This is a genomic window from Bizionia gelidisalsuginis (assembly GCF_008086185.1).
GTDB classification, from domain to species: domain Bacteria; phylum Bacteroidota; class Bacteroidia; order Flavobacteriales; family Flavobacteriaceae; genus Bizionia; species Bizionia saleffrena.
Genome location: NZ_VSKN01000004.1, coordinates 51,243 through 68,296, shown reverse-complemented (window position 1 = coordinate 68,296; position 17,054 = coordinate 51,243). Strand labels below are relative to the sequence as shown.

The 17,054-nt window shown below is 36.7% G+C and carries 13 protein-coding genes; 5 read left to right on the top strand and 8 right to left on the bottom strand.

All coding sequences use genetic code 11. The features are described from left to right. Positions 1–32: 32 nt before the first annotated feature. On the bottom strand, positions 33–563 hold the full coding sequence (locus ES677_RS04355) for a hypothetical protein (RefSeq protein WP_148380529.1): 531 nt from the start codon (positions 561–563) through the stop codon (positions 33–35). Positions 564–638: 75 nt separating this feature from the next. On the opposite strand from ES677_RS04355, the gene ES677_RS04350 reads away from it, so the two are divergent. From ES677_RS04350 to ES677_RS04335, 4 genes are all read left to right on the top strand, one after another. Next, positions 639–3,731 (top strand): reprolysin-like metallopeptidase, encoded by a 3,093-nt coding sequence (locus tag ES677_RS04350; RefSeq protein ID WP_148380528.1) that lies wholly within the window; start codon positions 639–641, stop codon positions 3,729–3,731. Positions 3,732–3,824: 93 nt separating this feature from the next. After that, positions 3,825–4,943, top strand: a complete 1,119-nt coding sequence (locus ES677_RS04345; protein ID WP_148380527.1) for an NAD(P)/FAD-dependent oxidoreductase — start codon at positions 3,825–3,827, stop codon at positions 4,941–4,943. After that, positions 4,943–5,638, top strand: coding sequence for a monofunctional biosynthetic peptidoglycan transglycosylase (gene mtgA / locus ES677_RS04340; protein WP_148380526.1), 696 nt, complete (start codon positions 4,943–4,945; stop codon positions 5,636–5,638). Before ES677_RS04345 ends, mtgA begins: the two co-directional genes overlap by 1 nt. Beyond that, positions 5,625–6,086, top strand: coding sequence for a 3-oxoacyl-ACP synthase (locus ES677_RS04335; RefSeq protein WP_148369813.1), 462 nt, complete (start codon positions 5,625–5,627; stop codon positions 6,084–6,086). Before mtgA ends, ES677_RS04335 begins: the two co-directional genes overlap by 14 nt. Here the strand turns inward: ES677_RS04335 and ES677_RS04330 are convergent. From ES677_RS04330 to ES677_RS04305, 6 genes are all read right to left on the bottom strand, one after another. Further along, positions 6,070–6,987, bottom strand: a complete 918-nt coding sequence (locus ES677_RS04330) for an ABC transporter ATP-binding protein (protein ID WP_148380525.1) — start codon at positions 6,985–6,987, stop codon at positions 6,070–6,072. The two genes, ES677_RS04335 and ES677_RS04330, sit on opposite strands and share 17 nt — an antisense overlap. 79 nt (positions 6,988–7,066) lie before the next feature. After that, a complete protein-coding gene (locus ES677_RS04325; RefSeq protein ID WP_148380524.1) occupies positions 7,067–9,223 on the bottom strand; it encodes a prolyl oligopeptidase family serine peptidase in 2,157 nt (718 codons plus the stop codon). Between the two features lie 141 nt (positions 9,224–9,364). Next, positions 9,365–10,354 (bottom strand): aspartate-semialdehyde dehydrogenase, encoded by a 990-nt coding sequence (locus ES677_RS04320; RefSeq protein ID WP_148369810.1) that lies wholly within the window; start codon positions 10,352–10,354, stop codon positions 9,365–9,367. Between the two features lie 131 nt (positions 10,355–10,485). Then, on the bottom strand, positions 10,486–10,887 hold the full coding sequence (mscL, locus tag ES677_RS04315; protein ID WP_148369809.1) for a large conductance mechanosensitive channel protein MscL: 402 nt from the start codon (positions 10,885–10,887) through the stop codon (positions 10,486–10,488). A gap of 92 nt (positions 10,888–10,979) precedes the next feature. After that, complete coding sequence (gene alr / locus ES677_RS04310; protein WP_148369808.1) at positions 10,980–12,086, bottom strand: alanine racemase; 1,107 nt, start codon at positions 12,084–12,086, stop codon at positions 10,980–10,982. Then, positions 12,079–12,720 (bottom strand): thymidine kinase, encoded by a 642-nt coding sequence (locus tag ES677_RS04305; RefSeq protein WP_148369807.1) that lies wholly within the window; start codon positions 12,718–12,720, stop codon positions 12,079–12,081. The genes alr and ES677_RS04305 overlap by 8 nt, the downstream gene beginning before the upstream one ends. A 117-nt stretch (positions 12,721–12,837) precedes the next feature. Between ES677_RS04305 and ES677_RS04300 the strand changes: the two genes are divergently transcribed. Continuing rightward, the gene (locus ES677_RS04300; RefSeq protein WP_148369806.1) at positions 12,838–13,575 is read left to right on the top strand and encodes a hypothetical protein; all 738 of its coding nucleotides are present in this window, start codon (positions 12,838–12,840) and stop codon (positions 13,573–13,575) included. Positions 13,576–13,594: 19 nt separating this feature from the next. Here ES677_RS04300 and ES677_RS04295 read toward each other — a convergent pair whose 3' ends face one another. Beyond that, complete coding sequence (locus ES677_RS04295; RefSeq protein WP_148380523.1) at positions 13,595–16,993, bottom strand: DUF7933 domain-containing protein; 3,399 nt, start codon at positions 16,991–16,993, stop codon at positions 13,595–13,597. Between the last annotated feature and the right edge of the window lie 61 nt (positions 16,994–17,054).

Sequence of the window (17,054 nt, the reverse complement as noted above, 5' to 3'; positions counted from 1 at the left end):
CGCTTTTTTTTTTGCTTTAAACGCAACGAATATTAATTGGCGATTGAAAATTTTCTAGTAATACTATTTATTATTTGAGACACTTCAGTTACCTTAAAGGAAAGTTCTAAGTGATAGGTTGACGCTTCAAGTTTACTAATCTGAAGTTTTCCGTTCTTCACTTTATAGGCGCCCATTTGCCCTTTACAATAACACAATTTCACAAAAGTGACTTTAACATCTTGTAAGTTACTGTTTTCAAGGGTAACGTTTTCTAAGGTATTCTGTAATTCTATATAGACAAACTCTTGGTAGTTATCGTCTTCAGTATTTTCTATGTGGTTGCGCTTGTACTCAAAAGCCAAGAGCCTGTTTTTACCATCCACTATTTCTATATAGGAGTTGCCAAATTCATCGGTTTTAACGTTTAATGTTTTTAGTTTTAAAACGTTTAAAGTACACACACCATCTTCAGGGCATTGCTCGTTGCTAATAATTGGTCTGTTGTTTTCATTGTTGTTTGTTTTCTTCATAGAATGACACGAAAAAAAGAGTAAGATGAGTAATAAGGAGAGTAGTTTCATAATTTAACTTTTTTCACTTTGTATTCTTGGAATTACAAAGTATATTTAAGACTTATTAATATAATTAAAAAAAACATGAAACACAATTACTTACGTAATAGTTTAATTTTGGTAGCGATTGTTTTGTTTTCATTGTCTAGTTTTGCTCAGCAAGATAAAGGATTTTGGAATGAAACATCACAGTCAAAGACTAAAATGAAAGAACAGGTATTGAGAAAAACAATGCCCAATAAAGCTCAATTCTACACACTAAACATTGAGGCTTTAAAAAACGAACTTCAGAATGCGCCAAGCAGAAAAAGTACGTTTGCGCCTTCAAGTGTAATTATCGATTTCCCTACAGCGAATAATACTTTCGAATCTTTTAGAGTAAAGGAAGCGTCTGTTATGGAAAAAAGTTTACAAAATAAGTACCCAGAAATTCGTACTTATATAGGAGAGAGTGTAAATTACCCTGGGACCACTATGCGTTTTAGTATCACTAACCAAGGGTTGCACACCATGTCTATGTCTATTAATAATGGTGTAGAGTTTATCGATCCTTTTACTAAAGATGGAGATAATTACATTGTATATGCTAAACGCGATTTACCAGCATTAGATAGCACATGGATCTGTGGTTTTGAAAATGATTCCGAAGAAGTGGAAATGGATTCAAATTTCGACCACCAATCAGAAAAAAATGCTAACGATGGAATGATGAGAGAATATAGATTGGCAGTTGCAACTACTATCGAATACTCTGCTTTTCATTGGCAAGCAGCTGGTTTAACAGCAGGAGATTCAGAAGCTTCTAAAAAAGCAGCAGTTCTTGCAGCAGTTGTTGTTACAATTAACAGAAACAACCAAATTTACGAAAGAGATTTATCGTTAACAATGACGCTTGTTGCTAATAATGACGACATTATTTTTATCGGAAATGATAACTTCAGTAATGATAATGCTTCATTATTAATTGCAGAAAGCCAAACAGTTATAGATAACATCATACAATCTGCTAACTATGATATTGGCCACACCTTTAGTACAGGTGGTGGCGGTTTAGCTTCACTGAATTCTCCATGTACAACAGGTAAAGCAAGAGGTATTACCGGATCGCCTCAACCAGTTGGAGATGCTTACGACATAGATTATGTAGCGCACGAAATGGGTCACCAATTTGGTGCACCACATACATTTAATGGTAATGGTGGTAACTGTGCAGGTAATAACAGATCGGCATCTAACGCTTACGAGCCAGGAAGTGGATCTACAATAATGGCCTATGCTGGAATTTGTGCGCCTCAAAACGTGCAAGGGAATAGTGATACTTATTTTCACCAGAAAAGTTTACAAATGATTTTTGATAATATTAGTGGAGGTGCGAGTAGTACGTGTCCTAATGAAACAACTACAGGAAACAGTGCGCCTACGTCTAGTGCAGGATCAGATTACATTATTCCAATGTCTACTCCTTATCAATTAGTAGGGGCGTCTACAGATACAGATGGTACAAGTACGCATACTTATACTTGGGAACAGTACGATTTAGGACCTGCAGGAGTACCTACAGAGACAACGGCAACGGGACCTTTAGTAAGATCTTACGAAGGAACTTCAAACGTTACTCGATACATCCCTAGATTACAAGATATTGTAGCTAGTGGAGGTGTGTCTACTACTTGGGAGAAATTATCTTCTGTTCAAAGAGCTATGAATTTCAGATTAACAGTTAGAGATAACGATGCTAATGGAGGACAAACAGCTGTCGATGCAATGATGGCTACTGTTACTACAACAGCAGGTCCGTTTTTAGTTACATCTCAAAATACATCAACAACATGGTCACCTGGAAATACAGAAACGATAACTTGGGATGTAGCAGGTACAAATACAGGTATAATTAATGAGCAAAATGTAGATATTTTGTTATCTACAGATGGAGGATTAACATTTACAACACCATTAGCAACTGGAGTCCCTAATTCAGGAAGTTATGATGTTTTGGTTCCAGATGTCCTAGCTGAATCATGTAGAATAATGATTAAAGGATCTACTAATATTTTCTTTAATATTAATGACGTTACTTTTGGTATCGGTTATAACACGACTCAAGGCAATGAATGTAATACTTATACGTTTACACTAAACCAGACAATAACGCCAAACGCTACGGAATTTGAATTTTTGGATAATAGTGTATCAGCTTCCGGTACGATTACAGATGTTAACGTAAAATACGATATTTCAACCACTGCTTTAGACGATTTACATATGGCTATTATTAGTCCATCAGGTACCCGATCATATTTATATGCAGCAGGACCTTGTGGGGGTGATGGTAGTGCTAATATACAAGTGACATATGATGATGAGGCTGCTGGGCCAATAGTATGTGGAACAGACCCTTTAACAGGGACTGCAACTCCAGCTAACATTGCTACACCAGAGCCTTTGAGCTTAATAGATGGAGAAGAAATGAATGGTGTTTGGAGATTTATGGTCGCTAATCTAGGATCAACGACAATGACTTTTAATACTGTTGAATTAGAAATTTGTAAAGATGGAATGGCAGCTACGCTGTCGCCAGAGAGAATAAATCAAGAGGTTGTTAGTGTAGATCTTTTATCTTCTGCAACAATTACTACTGCGGATTTAAAAGTAACAAGTCCTAATACTACAAATGTAGGAGATATTATGTATACTGTTTCTGAGTTACCAACGAAAGGTTCTGTGTATTTAAATAGTACTGTTTTAGCTGTAAATGGAACATTCACTCAAGCAAATGTAGATGCTGGAGACGTAACTTATACAACAACATCAGGAGTTGCGGATACAGATGGTTTTAGAGTAAATATGAACGATGGTAATGGAGGTGATTTACCTAATTTATTAGTTCAAATTGAAATTGTAGACGGATTAAGTACAGACGACTACACATTAGAAAATAATTTTGCAATCTATCCAAACCCTAATAACGGTGAGTTTAATGTGAAGTTTAACGCAACGTCTAGTAACGTATCTTTAGAGTTATTCGATATTAGAGGGCGTTCAGTTTATACTCAAGGATTTAACAATTCTGGAGCATTCAACGAAACTATTAACGTAGGGAATGTACAGTCTGGAATGTATTTATTAAATGTAAATGACGGTTCTAGAACCTTTACTAAAAAGATTATTGTAGAGTAATTTCTATTTCTTTGTAATACAGTAAAACTCCGAAAGCAATTTCGGAGTTTTTTTATGCCCTAATTTTAAAAAATAATACCTTAAATTAGTGCTATGAATCTATCCTATTGGGAACGACAAAGCTGGCTATCCAACATCGATTTTACAATTATTGGAAGCGGTATCGTGGGGTTAACCTGCGCGTTACATTTAAAAAGTAAGTATCCAAAAGCGACTATTTTAATTGTAGAGCAAGGTGTAATGCCGCAAGGCGCTAGTACCAAAAATGCAGGCTTTGCTTGTTTTGGTAGTTTAAGCGAAATATTAGACGATTTAAAGCACCATAGTGAAGAGGAAGTTGTAGCACTCATTACACAGCGTGTTGAAGGTTTAAAACTATTAAAACACACGTTAGGAGAGCAAGCCATTGGGTACAAACATTACGGTGGCTACGAGCTGTTTACGCACAATGAAACTAATACTTACGAAACGTGTTTACAGAAAAAAGAAAGCATTAATTCTTTATTAAAACCCCTCTTTAATGCCCCCGTGTTTTCTGTAAAGAACAATAGCTTCGGATTTGAAAATATTAAAAATCACTATGTATTTAATGCTTTTGAAGGTCAGTTGAATACCGGGAAATTAATGACAACATTACTACATAAAGTACAGGCTTCTGGCATAAAAATTTTAAATAGTGTTACGGTTGAAGTAATAAGCGATTGCGGAAATAAGGTAAACCTAAAAACAAATAGTTTCGAGTTTTCATCGCAAAAAGTATGTATTGCCACAAACGGATTTGCGTCAAAAATTCTTCAAACCGATGTCGTAAAACCAGCGCGAGCACAAGTGTTAATTACTAAACCCATAGCAAATTTGCCTTTTAAGGGCACGTTTCATATAGATAAAGGCTATTACTATTTTAGAACCATAAACGATCGCGTGTTGTTTGGCGGCGGCAGACATTTAGATTTTAAAACAGAAGAAACGACCCGATTCGGACAAACACCTTTAATCCAAAACACCTTAGATAGCCTATTAAAAAGAGTTATTTTACCCACAACAGCTTTTGAAATTGATATGCGTTGGAGTGGAATAATGGGCGTGGGAAATAAGAAAAAACCACTATTAAAACAAGTGAGTAATAACGTATATTGCGGCGTAAGATTAGGCGGAATGGGAATAGCTATTGGTAGTTTAATTGGTAAACAGTTAGCAGAATTAACAACATAATGAAACGCATATTTCGATTTTTTCTTGAGCTTATTTTTTGGTGTTTTGTAGTGTCCATCGCCAGTGTTGTTTTGTACAAATTTGTGCCTGTGCCCGCAACGCCTTTAATGGTTATTCGATATTTCGAAAACGAGGAGACTAACAGAACGTTGTGGAAACACGACTGGGTGCCTATGGAAGCCATATCCAAAAAGTTACAATTAGCGGTAATTTGTAGTGAAGACCAAAATTTTTTAAACCATAATGGTTTCGATATCAAAGCGATTGGAAAAGCCTTCGAGCGCAATCAAAAAGGAAAACAGAGTAGAGGCGCTAGTTCTATAAGTCAGCAAACGGCAAAAAACGTTTTTCTTTGGCCACAACGAACTTGGGTGCGTAAAGGTTTCGAAGTCTATTTCACCTTTTTAATAGAGATTATTTGGAGTAAAGAACGCATTCTAGAAGTGTATTTAAACAGTATAGAAATGGGGGATGGCATTTATGGTGCAGAAGCCGCCGCCAACTATTGGTTTAAAAAATCGGCTGCTAAATTAACGACGTATGAAGCTGCTGCTATAGCTTCCATTTTACCAAGTCCGTTACGCTATCGTGCACATCCGGCATCGACTTACATTCAAGGACGAAAAAATTGGATTGTTAAACAAATGGGCTATTTTGGACGGCTTGAATTTAAAACTGACAATGAATCAAAATAAAGAGTCTAAACAAGCGCTTTATAACTTATGTGCCGCGTTTATTGAAGCAAAACGACAAACCATTCAACATACCATCTTCGAAATTCAGCAGTCATTAACCTCGGAAACTAAAAGTAGTGCTGGCGATAAACACGAAACGGGCAGAGCGATGCTTCAAATAGAACGTGAAAAAGCAGGGCAGCAGTTGGCTGAAATTCAAAAACTACAAGAGCACCTTTCAAAAATGGATTCAAAAATCATAGGTGCTACGATTCGGTTAGGAAGTATGGTTATTACAACGAATGTTAATTACTACATCGCCATTAGTGCGGGACGTTTAGAATGGAATAACACGGTGTTTTACGCTATTTCTCCAAGTACGCCTATGGGACAATTATTAATGGGTAAAACAGTGGGAGATAGTATTGTGTTTAGGGATATAAAAAGTACTATTATTCAGGTTTTGTAATCTGTAAACACACAGACTCGCCAATGGTTATGGATGAAGGATGCTCGAAAAGCACACTGTTTCCGTTTATATCGGCGCGGTGTAAATAATAAGCACCTTTAAAATAGCTGTTAGTAATTATAGCTTTGAGAGGAGAATGGGCAACAACGTGCAATTGATGCGCGTAAATAAAGTTTTCGTTTATAACACTAAACTCACTAAAAAAGGAAGCTATTAAAGCGGTTTCTGGTGCTTTGTAAAGGTTTTCAGGGGTGTTATCGGCAATAATTTTAGCGTGGTCTAAAACCAAAATTCTATCGGCAAAACCTAAAACATCTTCTTTGTCGTGCGTCGCCACAATACAGGTGATATTTTGCTTCTTTAAGTATTCAAAAACATTGCGTCTTAGCGATTGTTTCTTAAAATTATCGATATGACTAAATGGCTCGTCTAATAGTATAATTTCGGGTGCTTTGGCTAACGCTCGCGCTAAAGCCACTCGCTGTTTTTGTCCGCCACTTAATAATTTTACTTTTGTTTTGGCAAACGCAGTTAATTCTACAACTTCTAAAAGCGCTGCGGTACGTCTTTTTTTTTCATCGGGAAAAAAATTAGACAAGAATTTCCCTATATTTTCTTCAACCGAAATAAAGGGCATTAGTTCGAATTCTTGAGCGACATATTTCATAAAATCAGTACCAACTACTAAATTGTATTTTGGTCCGAGGATCGCTTCATTGTTCCAAGATAAATTCCCACTATCTAAATCGTACTCTCCGTAAATGAGCTTTAAAAGGGTGCTTTTTCCAGAGCCACTTTCTCCAATAACAGCAATATAATCGCCTGCCTGCGCCGAAAAAGATATGTCTTTTAAGATGGGGTTTGTGGTATAGCCAAATGAAAGATGTTGTACTTGAAGCATTGTCTCAATTTAAGTGTAAAAATAAGAATAAAAAAACCGCTTGAAAACAAGCGGTTTGGTAATTTATAAAAAAGAAAACTTAACTTTTTGTATTTTCTTGATGTGTACTCGGTAACGTTTCGTAACCCATATTAAAAAGGGTAAAGCCGTAAATATCTGCCCATTCTTCGATTTGCATATCTACTGGTTTTCCTGCCCCATGACCTGCGTTAACATCAATTCTAATTAATCTCGGATTGCTTCCAAATTGTTTCGCTTGTAATTCGGCAGCGAATTTAAAACTATGTGCAGGTACCACACGATCATCGTGATCGCCTGTTAACACCATAGTGGCTGGGTATTCTACGTTTTCTTTAACGTTATGTACTGGAGAGTATGCCAATAAATATGCGAACATTTCTTTACTATCTTCAGCTGTTCCATAATCGTAAGCCCAACCGGCCCCTGAAGTAAACGTATGGTAGCGTAACATATCCAACACGCCAACACCTGGTAGCGCTACGGCCATTAAGTCTGGTCGTTGCGTCATTGTAGCGCCAACCAATAAACCACCATTAGAGCGGCCTGAGATCGCTAAGCGTTTAGAGGTTGTGTATTTTTTATCGATTAGGTATTCCGCGGCAGCGATAAAATCGTCAAATACATTTTGCTTTTGCATTTTCGTTCCCGCTTTGTGCCATTCTTTACCATATTCACCACCACCACGTAAATTAGCAACGGCATACACGCCACCTTGCTCTAACCAAACGGCATTTGTAATGCTAAAACTAGGTTGTACGCTTATGTTGAAACCGCCATAGCCGTATAGCATTGTTGGGTTGGTTCCATCCAATTTAAGACCTTTTTTGTAGGTAATAATCATTGGAATTTTCGTGCCATCTTTAGAGGTGTAAAACACTTGTTTAGACTCGAAGTCTTCACTTTTAAAATCTATGGATGGTTTCCAGTAGTTTACAGATTCTCCAGTCTCCACGTTATATTTATAAATACTTCCTGGCGTATTGTAATTTGTAAAGGAATAGTACAATTCTGTCTCTTCTTTGTCTCCTCCAATAGATCCCACAGTACCAATGCCTGGTAAATCTACCTCACGAATTAACTTACCATCGTAATCGTATTGCGTTACTTTTGATACGGCATCTACCATATATTCGGCAAAGAAATTATGGCCTCCTTTAGAGATGGATAGTACGTTTTTAGTTTCAGGAATAAAATCTTTCCAGTTTTCTGCTGAAGGATTTGAAGCGTCCACAGTCACAATTTTTCCGTTTGAAGCGTTTAAATTAGTGTATAAGTACAGTGTGCTACCCACGTTTTCAACTAAGCGCGTATCAGAATCTGTGTTATTAATAATGGGCACTAAAGGCGCATCGAGTTTACTTAAATCTTTTATAAAAAGTTTGTTTCCGGAGGTGGAAACAGCAGCCGATAACACTACGTATTTCTGATCTTTAGTCACTGAGGCCGTAATATAACGGTGTTTTTCTTCAGGTGTTGCACCGTAAACAATAACATCCTCTTTTTGGGCTGTTCCTAATTTATGGTAATACACCTTGTGCTGATCTGTTTTAGCAGTCAACTCGCTTCCTTTTGGTTTGTCGTAACTAGAATAGTAAAAGCCGTCGTTTCCTTTCCACGACACACCACTAAATTTCACGTCTTGAAGAGTGTCTTCGATAACTTCTTTAGTTTCTGTTTTAATAACGATTACTTTGCGCCAATCGCTACCGCCTTCAGAAATAGAATATGCGGCAAGGGTACCATCTTCAGTAAAACTTAATCCTGCTAAAGAGGTTGTGCCATCTTTAGAAAACGTGTTAGGGTCTAAAAACACGTCCTCTTTATCGCCGTCTTTTTTGTAGACTACATAATGGTTTTGTATACCATCATTTTTATAGAAATAAGTATTTTTGCCTTCTTTAAAAGGCGCGCCTACTTTTTCGTAATCCCAAAGTGTTTCTAAGCGGTTTTTTAAGTCTGCACGATACGGAATATTATCTAAATAGCCATAAGTTGTTTCGTTTTGTTGTGTTACCCATTCACCAGTTTCGGCACTTATGTCATCTTCCAACCAACGGTATGGATCTTTTATTTCAGTTCCAAAATAGTTAGATACCGTATCTACTTTTTTGGTTTCCGGGTAGTTAACCGTGATTTCTTTTTTTTCTTCTTGCTGTTCGTTTTTACAAGACATAAGCATTGAAAGGGTTAATAAGCAAAGCGCTAATTTTTTCATTATACGATGTGTTTATAGAGTGATCTCAAAAATAATGAAAAAAGGGCTTGTTTTAGATAAACAAACCCTTTTTTAATAGTATAGTTATATCGTTTTCACGAATTATAGTTTTAAAAGACAGCAATCTGTCCGAGATTGAAGTTACACCAGATTATTTTCAACTAAATACTCTGCGATTTGCACCGTATTGGTTGCCGCACCTTTGCGTAAATTGTCACTTACCACCCAAAGGTTTAATGTGTTAGGTTGCGAACCGTCGCGTCTTATTCTACCCACAAACACATCGTTTTTACCATTCGCGTAAATAGGCATTGGATACACATTTACATCGGGATTATCTTGTACAATAATCCCGGGAGTGGCGTGTAATAACTTTCTAACTTCAGAAATATCAAAGTCATTTTCGAACGCAACATTTACCGCTTCACTATGTCCTCCAGAAGTTGGAATGCGCACTGCTGTTGCGGTAACGGCAATTGTTTTATCGTCTAGAATTTTTTGTGTTTCACGAATCAGTTTCATTTCTTCTTTCGTGTAACCGTTATCTTCAAAATCATCGCAATGTGGAATAGCATTTTTGTGTATTGGATAAGGATACGCCATTTCTCCTTTAATACCTGCCAATTCGTTTTCTAATTGTTTAACCGCCTTAACACCTGTTCCAGAAATAGATTGGTACGTCGATACTACAATGCGTTTAATTTTATATTTTTTATGAAGCGGCGCCAATGCCATCACCATTTGAATAGTTGAGCAATTAGGATTCGCTATAATTTTATCGGTTTTCGTTAAGGTTGTGGCATTAATTTCGGGAACAATTAATTTTTTTGAAGCGTCCATTCTCCAAGCTGAAGAATTATCGATTACCGTTGTGCCGACGTCGGCAAATTTTGGAGCCCATTCTAAAGAGGTGTCTCCGCCTGCCGAAAATAAAGCAATATCTGGTTGCATAGCCACCGCATCTGCCAAACTAACAATAGTGTATGTTCTACCTTTAAAATCGACTGTTTTTCCAACGGACTTTTGTGAGGCCACAGGAATAAATTCTGTGATTTTAAATTGGCGCTCGTCTAGAACTTTACGCATAACTTCTCCAACCATTCCGGTTACTCCAACAACTGCTAATTTCATTTTTTTATAACATTTAATCTTACAAACTTATGCTATTTACAACTCTTGTTATTTATAAAAGTTCTAATTTTTTCATAAAAGGAAAGCCGCTCTAACAAATAAAGCGGCTTAGGGTAATAACTCTTTTTAAATTACTTTTTTAAAGCATCTCTAATTTCTTTCAAAATGTCTAATTCTGTAGGGCCTTTAGGCGCTGCAGGCGCTGGTGGTGTTTTTGTTTTATTGTAAGCTTTTACTATAAGGAACAATACAAAACCAACAATGATTAAATTAATAATGGTGTTAATCCATTGTCCGTACATAATAGCATTTTCTGCTTTTATAACCGTTCCATCGGCAGCAAATATGGCTTGGTCGAGAACGATTTTCATATCTGCAAAATCTAAACCACTAGCAAAGTGACCAATTATTGGCATCATAATATCAGAAACAAAACCTTTCACAACGAGCCCCATTGCGCCAGCTAATAAAACGGCAACCGCCAAATCAATGACATTTCCAGTCATTATAAATTTCTTAAATTCTTTAAACATAAGTGGTGTTTTAAGTTAGTTATTGAATAAACAACTAACAAAGTAGTTAATTTTTTGATGAAAAAACGAAAAGATTAACCTATAAACTGAATTTATCTATAAAACACGCGTTTTACACGTTGAGAGATGGCTGTTAATATTTCGTAAGAAATAGATGAGATGGTTTCCGAAAATTGTTCGGCCGTATGTTGGGCTCCAAAAACGATAACTTCGTCGCCTTCGTTACATTTAATAGTAGTAACATCTACCATTATCATATCCATACACACATTGCCTAAAATAGGTGCCTTTTGGTTATTTATAATAACGTAGCCTTTTCTATTGCCATAAGCTCTCGCAATGCCATCGGCATGACCAATAGGTAAAGTTGCCGTTCGCAACGTTTCGGTGGCTTTTAATGCCCGGTTATAACCTAAACTATCGCCACTTTTTAAGGTGTGTATTTGCGAAATGATCGTTTTTAATGTCGCAATGGGCTTTAAATAACTATTGAATTTTGGGTCGTTACCATAACCATACAAGCCTATACCACTTCTTACCATATCAAAATGGGCATTTGGGTAATTTAAGATTCCCGAAGTATTACACTGGTGCAACAACGGTGTATAGCCTAAGCCGTTAACCATTGTAGATGCGATGCTTATAAACTGCTCAATTTGTTGTAATGTGAATGCGCTTTCCTTTAAGTCTTCACTGGCTGCCAAATGAGAAAATAAGGAAGTGACGTTAATGGCTCTTTTGTCTTGTATTATTGAAAGTACATTGGGTATATCAGCTTCAGCAAAACCCAGCCTATTTAATCCCGTATTAAACTTTAAATGTATGGGATAATTAGATTGTTTTTTGTCTTCAGCAACAGCTATAAACGCTTGTAAAACACGCGTGGAATACAGGCTCGGTTCTAGGCAATGTTCTATAATCGTTTCGAAAGATTCTGGCAATGGGTGCAACACCAAAATAGGGGTAGTTATACCCGCTTCACGCAATACAACACCTTCGCTAACATAAGCAACAGCAAAGTAGTCAACGTGTAATTCTTCAAGATACTTAGCTATTTCAACACTATCGCTTCCATAAGCAAATGCTTTTACTACCGCAAGAAATTTAGTATTGGGTTGTAAGCGCGATTTCAAAAACGCAACATTATGTTTTAAAGCTTTTAAATCTATTTCTAAAACGGTTCCTTGTGCTTTAGACATCAAGTTTGTTTTGTTTTATTTCTTCGACAGCAGTTACTTTTAAGGCCTTTAATTTCTCACGTTCCATAGCTTTATAGTAAGCGGCACGACTTAAAGGCTCATACTCTTCGGTTTCTCCTATTAAAACTAAGGCTTCACTGCTTGCTTTACGATGGCTAAATTGTGCTAAATTCCCTGTTTTTGTACAAACAGCATGCACTTTAGTAACGTATTCGGCAGTCGCCATTAAGTTAGGCATTGGCCCAAAGGGGTTGCCTTTAAAATCCATATCTAAACCAGCCACAATAACACGAATGCCTTTATTGGCTAGATCGTTACAGACACGTACAATTTCGTCATCAAAAAACTGAGCCTCGTCAATACCAACCACATCACAGCCATCGGCTAGAATAGGAATGTTTGCGGCCGCAGGAACAGGTGTAGACCGTATTTGGTTAGCGTCGTGCGATACGACCAGATCTTCATCGTAGCGAACATCGACGGTAGGTTTAAAAATTTCCACACGTTGTTTTGCAAATTGGGCGCGTTTTAGTCTGCGGATAAGTTCTTCGGTTTTACCAGAAAACATAGATCCACAAATAACTTCTATCCAACCAAATTGTTCTTTTTGATTTACTGTATTTTCGAGAAACATTTTGTAATTTTAACTCAAGAACGAAATGAATTTTCGTTCTCTATAAAGGTGGCTCAAATTTATTAAAAATCAAAAGCCTAAATTGTATTAAATTCAAAAATTATAAAATTTTTAATTATGAAGAAGAAGTTGGAATCAGAATTAATAAGCATTGCGCACAGGATTCTAAAGTTAAAAGGAAAAGAAGACATAGATAGATTACATAAAGAAGTCGCAGAATTATACGAAAAACTAACGGTTTTAAAATTTGCACAACATAATTTTGAAGACACGCTGCCAACCATTGGTAACGATTCGTCGTTTTTTGATATGTTAGATGTGGCGTTTAATAATAAGGTAAGTGATAATATTGAAGTTGAAAACCGAACCTATATTAACTTAGATGAGAATGAAGATGATGGGATTATGGAGCCTGTAATGGAGAAAATTAAAGATATGGTAGCCCAAATGCCGGAAGAATCTCAAGAAGTTGATGATCTTGTGGACTCCGTAAACAAGCAAATGAAACAGCATGAAACCGATTTTGATGATATTACGGCCGACTTTAATACCATGCCTATTTTCGATAAAGTAACGGGAACATCTCTTAGTGATGAAAAAAAATCGCTAAATGATAAATTAAAAGACAAGGCCTTTTCTATAGGATTGAATGATAAACTCGCTTTTATCAAACACTTATTTGAGGGTGAAAGTGACGATTATCTTCGCGTCATTTCTCAATTAAACACCGTTGGATCTTACTCTGAAGCCTCAGCATTTATTATTGACGTGGTTAAACCAGATTATAATCATTGGACAGGAAAAGAAGAGTACGAAACGCGCTTTATGGAAATTGTTGAAGCGAAATTTAATTAAGTTAATTCCAGTTTAAAAATTAGTAATTAAGATAGACCCAACCAATTAAAGGCTTTTGTAAAGATTTAATGTGAAGTACGTAATAATAGGTGCCCACAGGTAAAAGACTATTTGATTTTGGGAATCCTTTATTAGGAATACCATTCCATTGATTTTTATAATTGACCGCCTCATAAACAAGTGTTCCATATCTGTTATATATTTTAAGTGTATTGTTGGTGTAATCTTCAATACACTTTATTGTAAAGGTATCGTTTCGCTGGTCAGCATTAGGAGAAAACCCTTGCGAAATACTTAAACAATCATCTACCAAAACAGCTGTCGAATCTTCATTATTGGCACTATCATTATCTGTTTCATTAAGATCTATTAAAATAGCTGTATTTAAAAGGTTCATAGAAGATACTACCGTGGCATATACTGTTAATGTTTCTGTGCTATTGGCATTTAAAGTCTCTATAAGCCAAAGGGAGTTTTCTATACTATAAGTACCATTAGTTGTCGTATGCGAATTATAACTATAGCCTTCAGGGAGTTCTTCTAGTACGGAAATAGAATGTGCTGCTGTAGTGCCTATATTAGTCACTGTAATTGTAAATTCTACGGTGTCGCCAATAGAAGCTTCAGCTGGGGTTACCGATTTTGAGATCTCAATATCGACATCTGTAGGGTCTTCAATAACAGTTAAAGTTGCACTAGCTTGCGAGGAATCAATGTTGTTTTGATTAGAGAAATTAGCAGTATTATTTAAATAAAGACCAGGCGTCTGTGAGGTCACCGGAATAGCAAACGTACAATGCGATACCCCTTCCGGAAACGTTAAGTTTGTTACGCTAAAGGCTGTTTCTTCTGGGTTTACAGAAAATGTTGCCGTACAACCATTATCTTCAATCCAATTTGCAGTGCCGTTAATTACAATGCCATTTGGTAGATTATCTGTGAATGAAATAGCACTTTGAGCAGGGTTACCAGAAATATTAGTGACAGTAAATTCTAAAACACTTTGTTCGCCAACAATAATACTATCTGGTATAAAAACTTTTGTTACTGTTGGTGCAATAACTTGAATATTGCTAATAGAAATGTTTGTTTCTGGTGTCAACTCTTCATTATCACTAGGGTTTGGGATGGCTTCTGCGATGTTTGTAAAGGCACCTCCAAAATTAGGGGCTTGGGTTGGTATTATAAGTTGTATGGTCGACCCCGTATCCATACTTGTTATGAGGCCGCTAACCGTCGTGCCATTTACAGTCATATTTTGGGTACAAGTAGCATTCCCGTTTGTAACGGTACACGTTGGTGTGCCGGCTATTGTGAATTCTGAACCCAGTACACTTGTAAAATCAATATTGATAGCATTAGAACTTGTGCTGCTAGTAGTAATATCTACAATCCAATTAAAGTTTTGGTTTACACCAACGGTAGTAAATTGCGGATAAGTTTGAACTATTAAATCCACACACGGCGCGAAATAGGTGGTTGCAATGGCGAGGTTATTAGACATATTATTGTCGGGTTCGGCATTTACATTAGCAATAGAAGCGGCATTTGTAACAGCAATGGCGTTATTTGAGCATTCAGGTTCCCAGTGAACGACCACGCTAAAAGTAACCGAGCTTTGAGCTGGTAATATATAATTGTCTTCTGCACCAATAGACCAAAACACATCTTCAATTCCCTCTTCTGGTTCGCCATCTAAAAGTACATTAATATTCGCATTAGTAACTGTAATACATGAGGCGTTTCCAGTGGTTGCAATACAGTCTACAGAAAGTAACGATGCTGAAGCTAAAGCGTTTGCGCCTTGCGGCATAAAATCTCTTATAGTTACAGGAGTATCTTCAGCACTGGTGTTAAAGGCTGTAATGGTATACGTTACAGGCCCCCACCCTGTGGTGTTTAGCGCATCTTCTCCTTGAGGTAATGCTGGGCTTATTTGTGTTTTCGTAATGGCTAAATCAATAAAATCTTCTGGCTCGCAAGCATCAATTCCGGGAAGAATGACGTAGTCACTTTCATAATTATTATCTAAGTTACTGTCAGTTATTTCATTCGACACTATATTTATAGCACTTCTAATATGGCCTTCAGAATTATTTGGCGGTGATACAACACACGAATTAGGCTCTAAGAAACTCACAATAGTAGTAAAGGTTACTGTACTATTTGCGGGCAAATTAAAAACACTAGTTTCCCAAAGCTGGCTTGAAAGGTTAATCGTGAAATCGGAACATAAAACTGATCCTGTGGTGCTATCGCAGGTGACAGAAGTAATAGACCAATTAATGTTTGACGATATATTCTGAAGAAATGCTTTTACAGGAGCTTCTAAAGGCCCGTTATTACACAGTGTAGTTTCTAAAGTGATTAGCTCCCCCCATTCTAGTGATGAGTTTGGGGCTGGATTTAATTGGATGGTTTCTATGCAAACATCGGCAACAGGACATAAAGTAGATTCTAATAATGGCGTTAAAACACTATTGGACGTATTTGGAGATTCGTTGGCATGATTTATAGCTATGGTCGAAGTGCTTTCTACCGCTAAGGGTTGCATATTCATACCGCAATTAGGATCTAAAAATTTGTAAATCACCTCAAAAGTTAACGATCCGCCTACGGTAAACTCTATCGGTGTAGTCATATTTATAAAAGTATGACTCCCCATTAAATTAATTATTGATGGGTCTAAACTTGGAATAATTGGGCAAAGTGTTCCGTTGGTAGCATCAATACAAATCAGCGATTGGAGTTGTACGTTTGGAAAGCCGTAAGATAATGGCGAGGCTAATTGCAGTGCGCTAGAAAAACTTTCTAACGGAAAAGCAATACTACTATTATTGGTAATTGTAAAGGTGTAGGTAACGGTGTCATTCCAAGCTGAAATTCCGGTGTTTTCAGGTGGCGCTATTTGAGATTGTGTAACTGAAAAGTCTATAGGTAAATCGGTGATGTCTATAGAAATTATAGAAGTGTTATTTGAGGTGTTACTATCTGTTGTACCATCGGGAGGAGAAACAACGGCATTCGAGGCTATCCCTCCGGGAGATGTTGGTGCTTTTACCGAAACTCTAATCTGAACACTAGAATTTGAAGGCAAAGAGGCGATTGTACCTGTAAGTGTTCCAAAGAAATAATTTAAATTACTTACTAGCGATGCTCCCCCGTTATTATTAAAACTTTCGGCATTTATATACGTTAAATTTCCATTTAATGTTTGCGAAAATGAGGCATTGTTAACAGCAGCACCAGAATTTATAATGGTAATTATATATTGAAAATCTTGATAAATAGAGGCTTGAGAAATAGGTGTTCCAGAAGTGTTTTGTGCTGCGATAACGATAGATAAGTCGGCAGATTGGGCATTGGTTTGTACGACGAATAACGACAAGAAAACAAAACAAAAAGTAAATTTAAACATAAAGTGTGTGGTTAGGCTGGTTCTTTAAAGATACTTAAAATCTAAAAGGGTGCGTCAAACT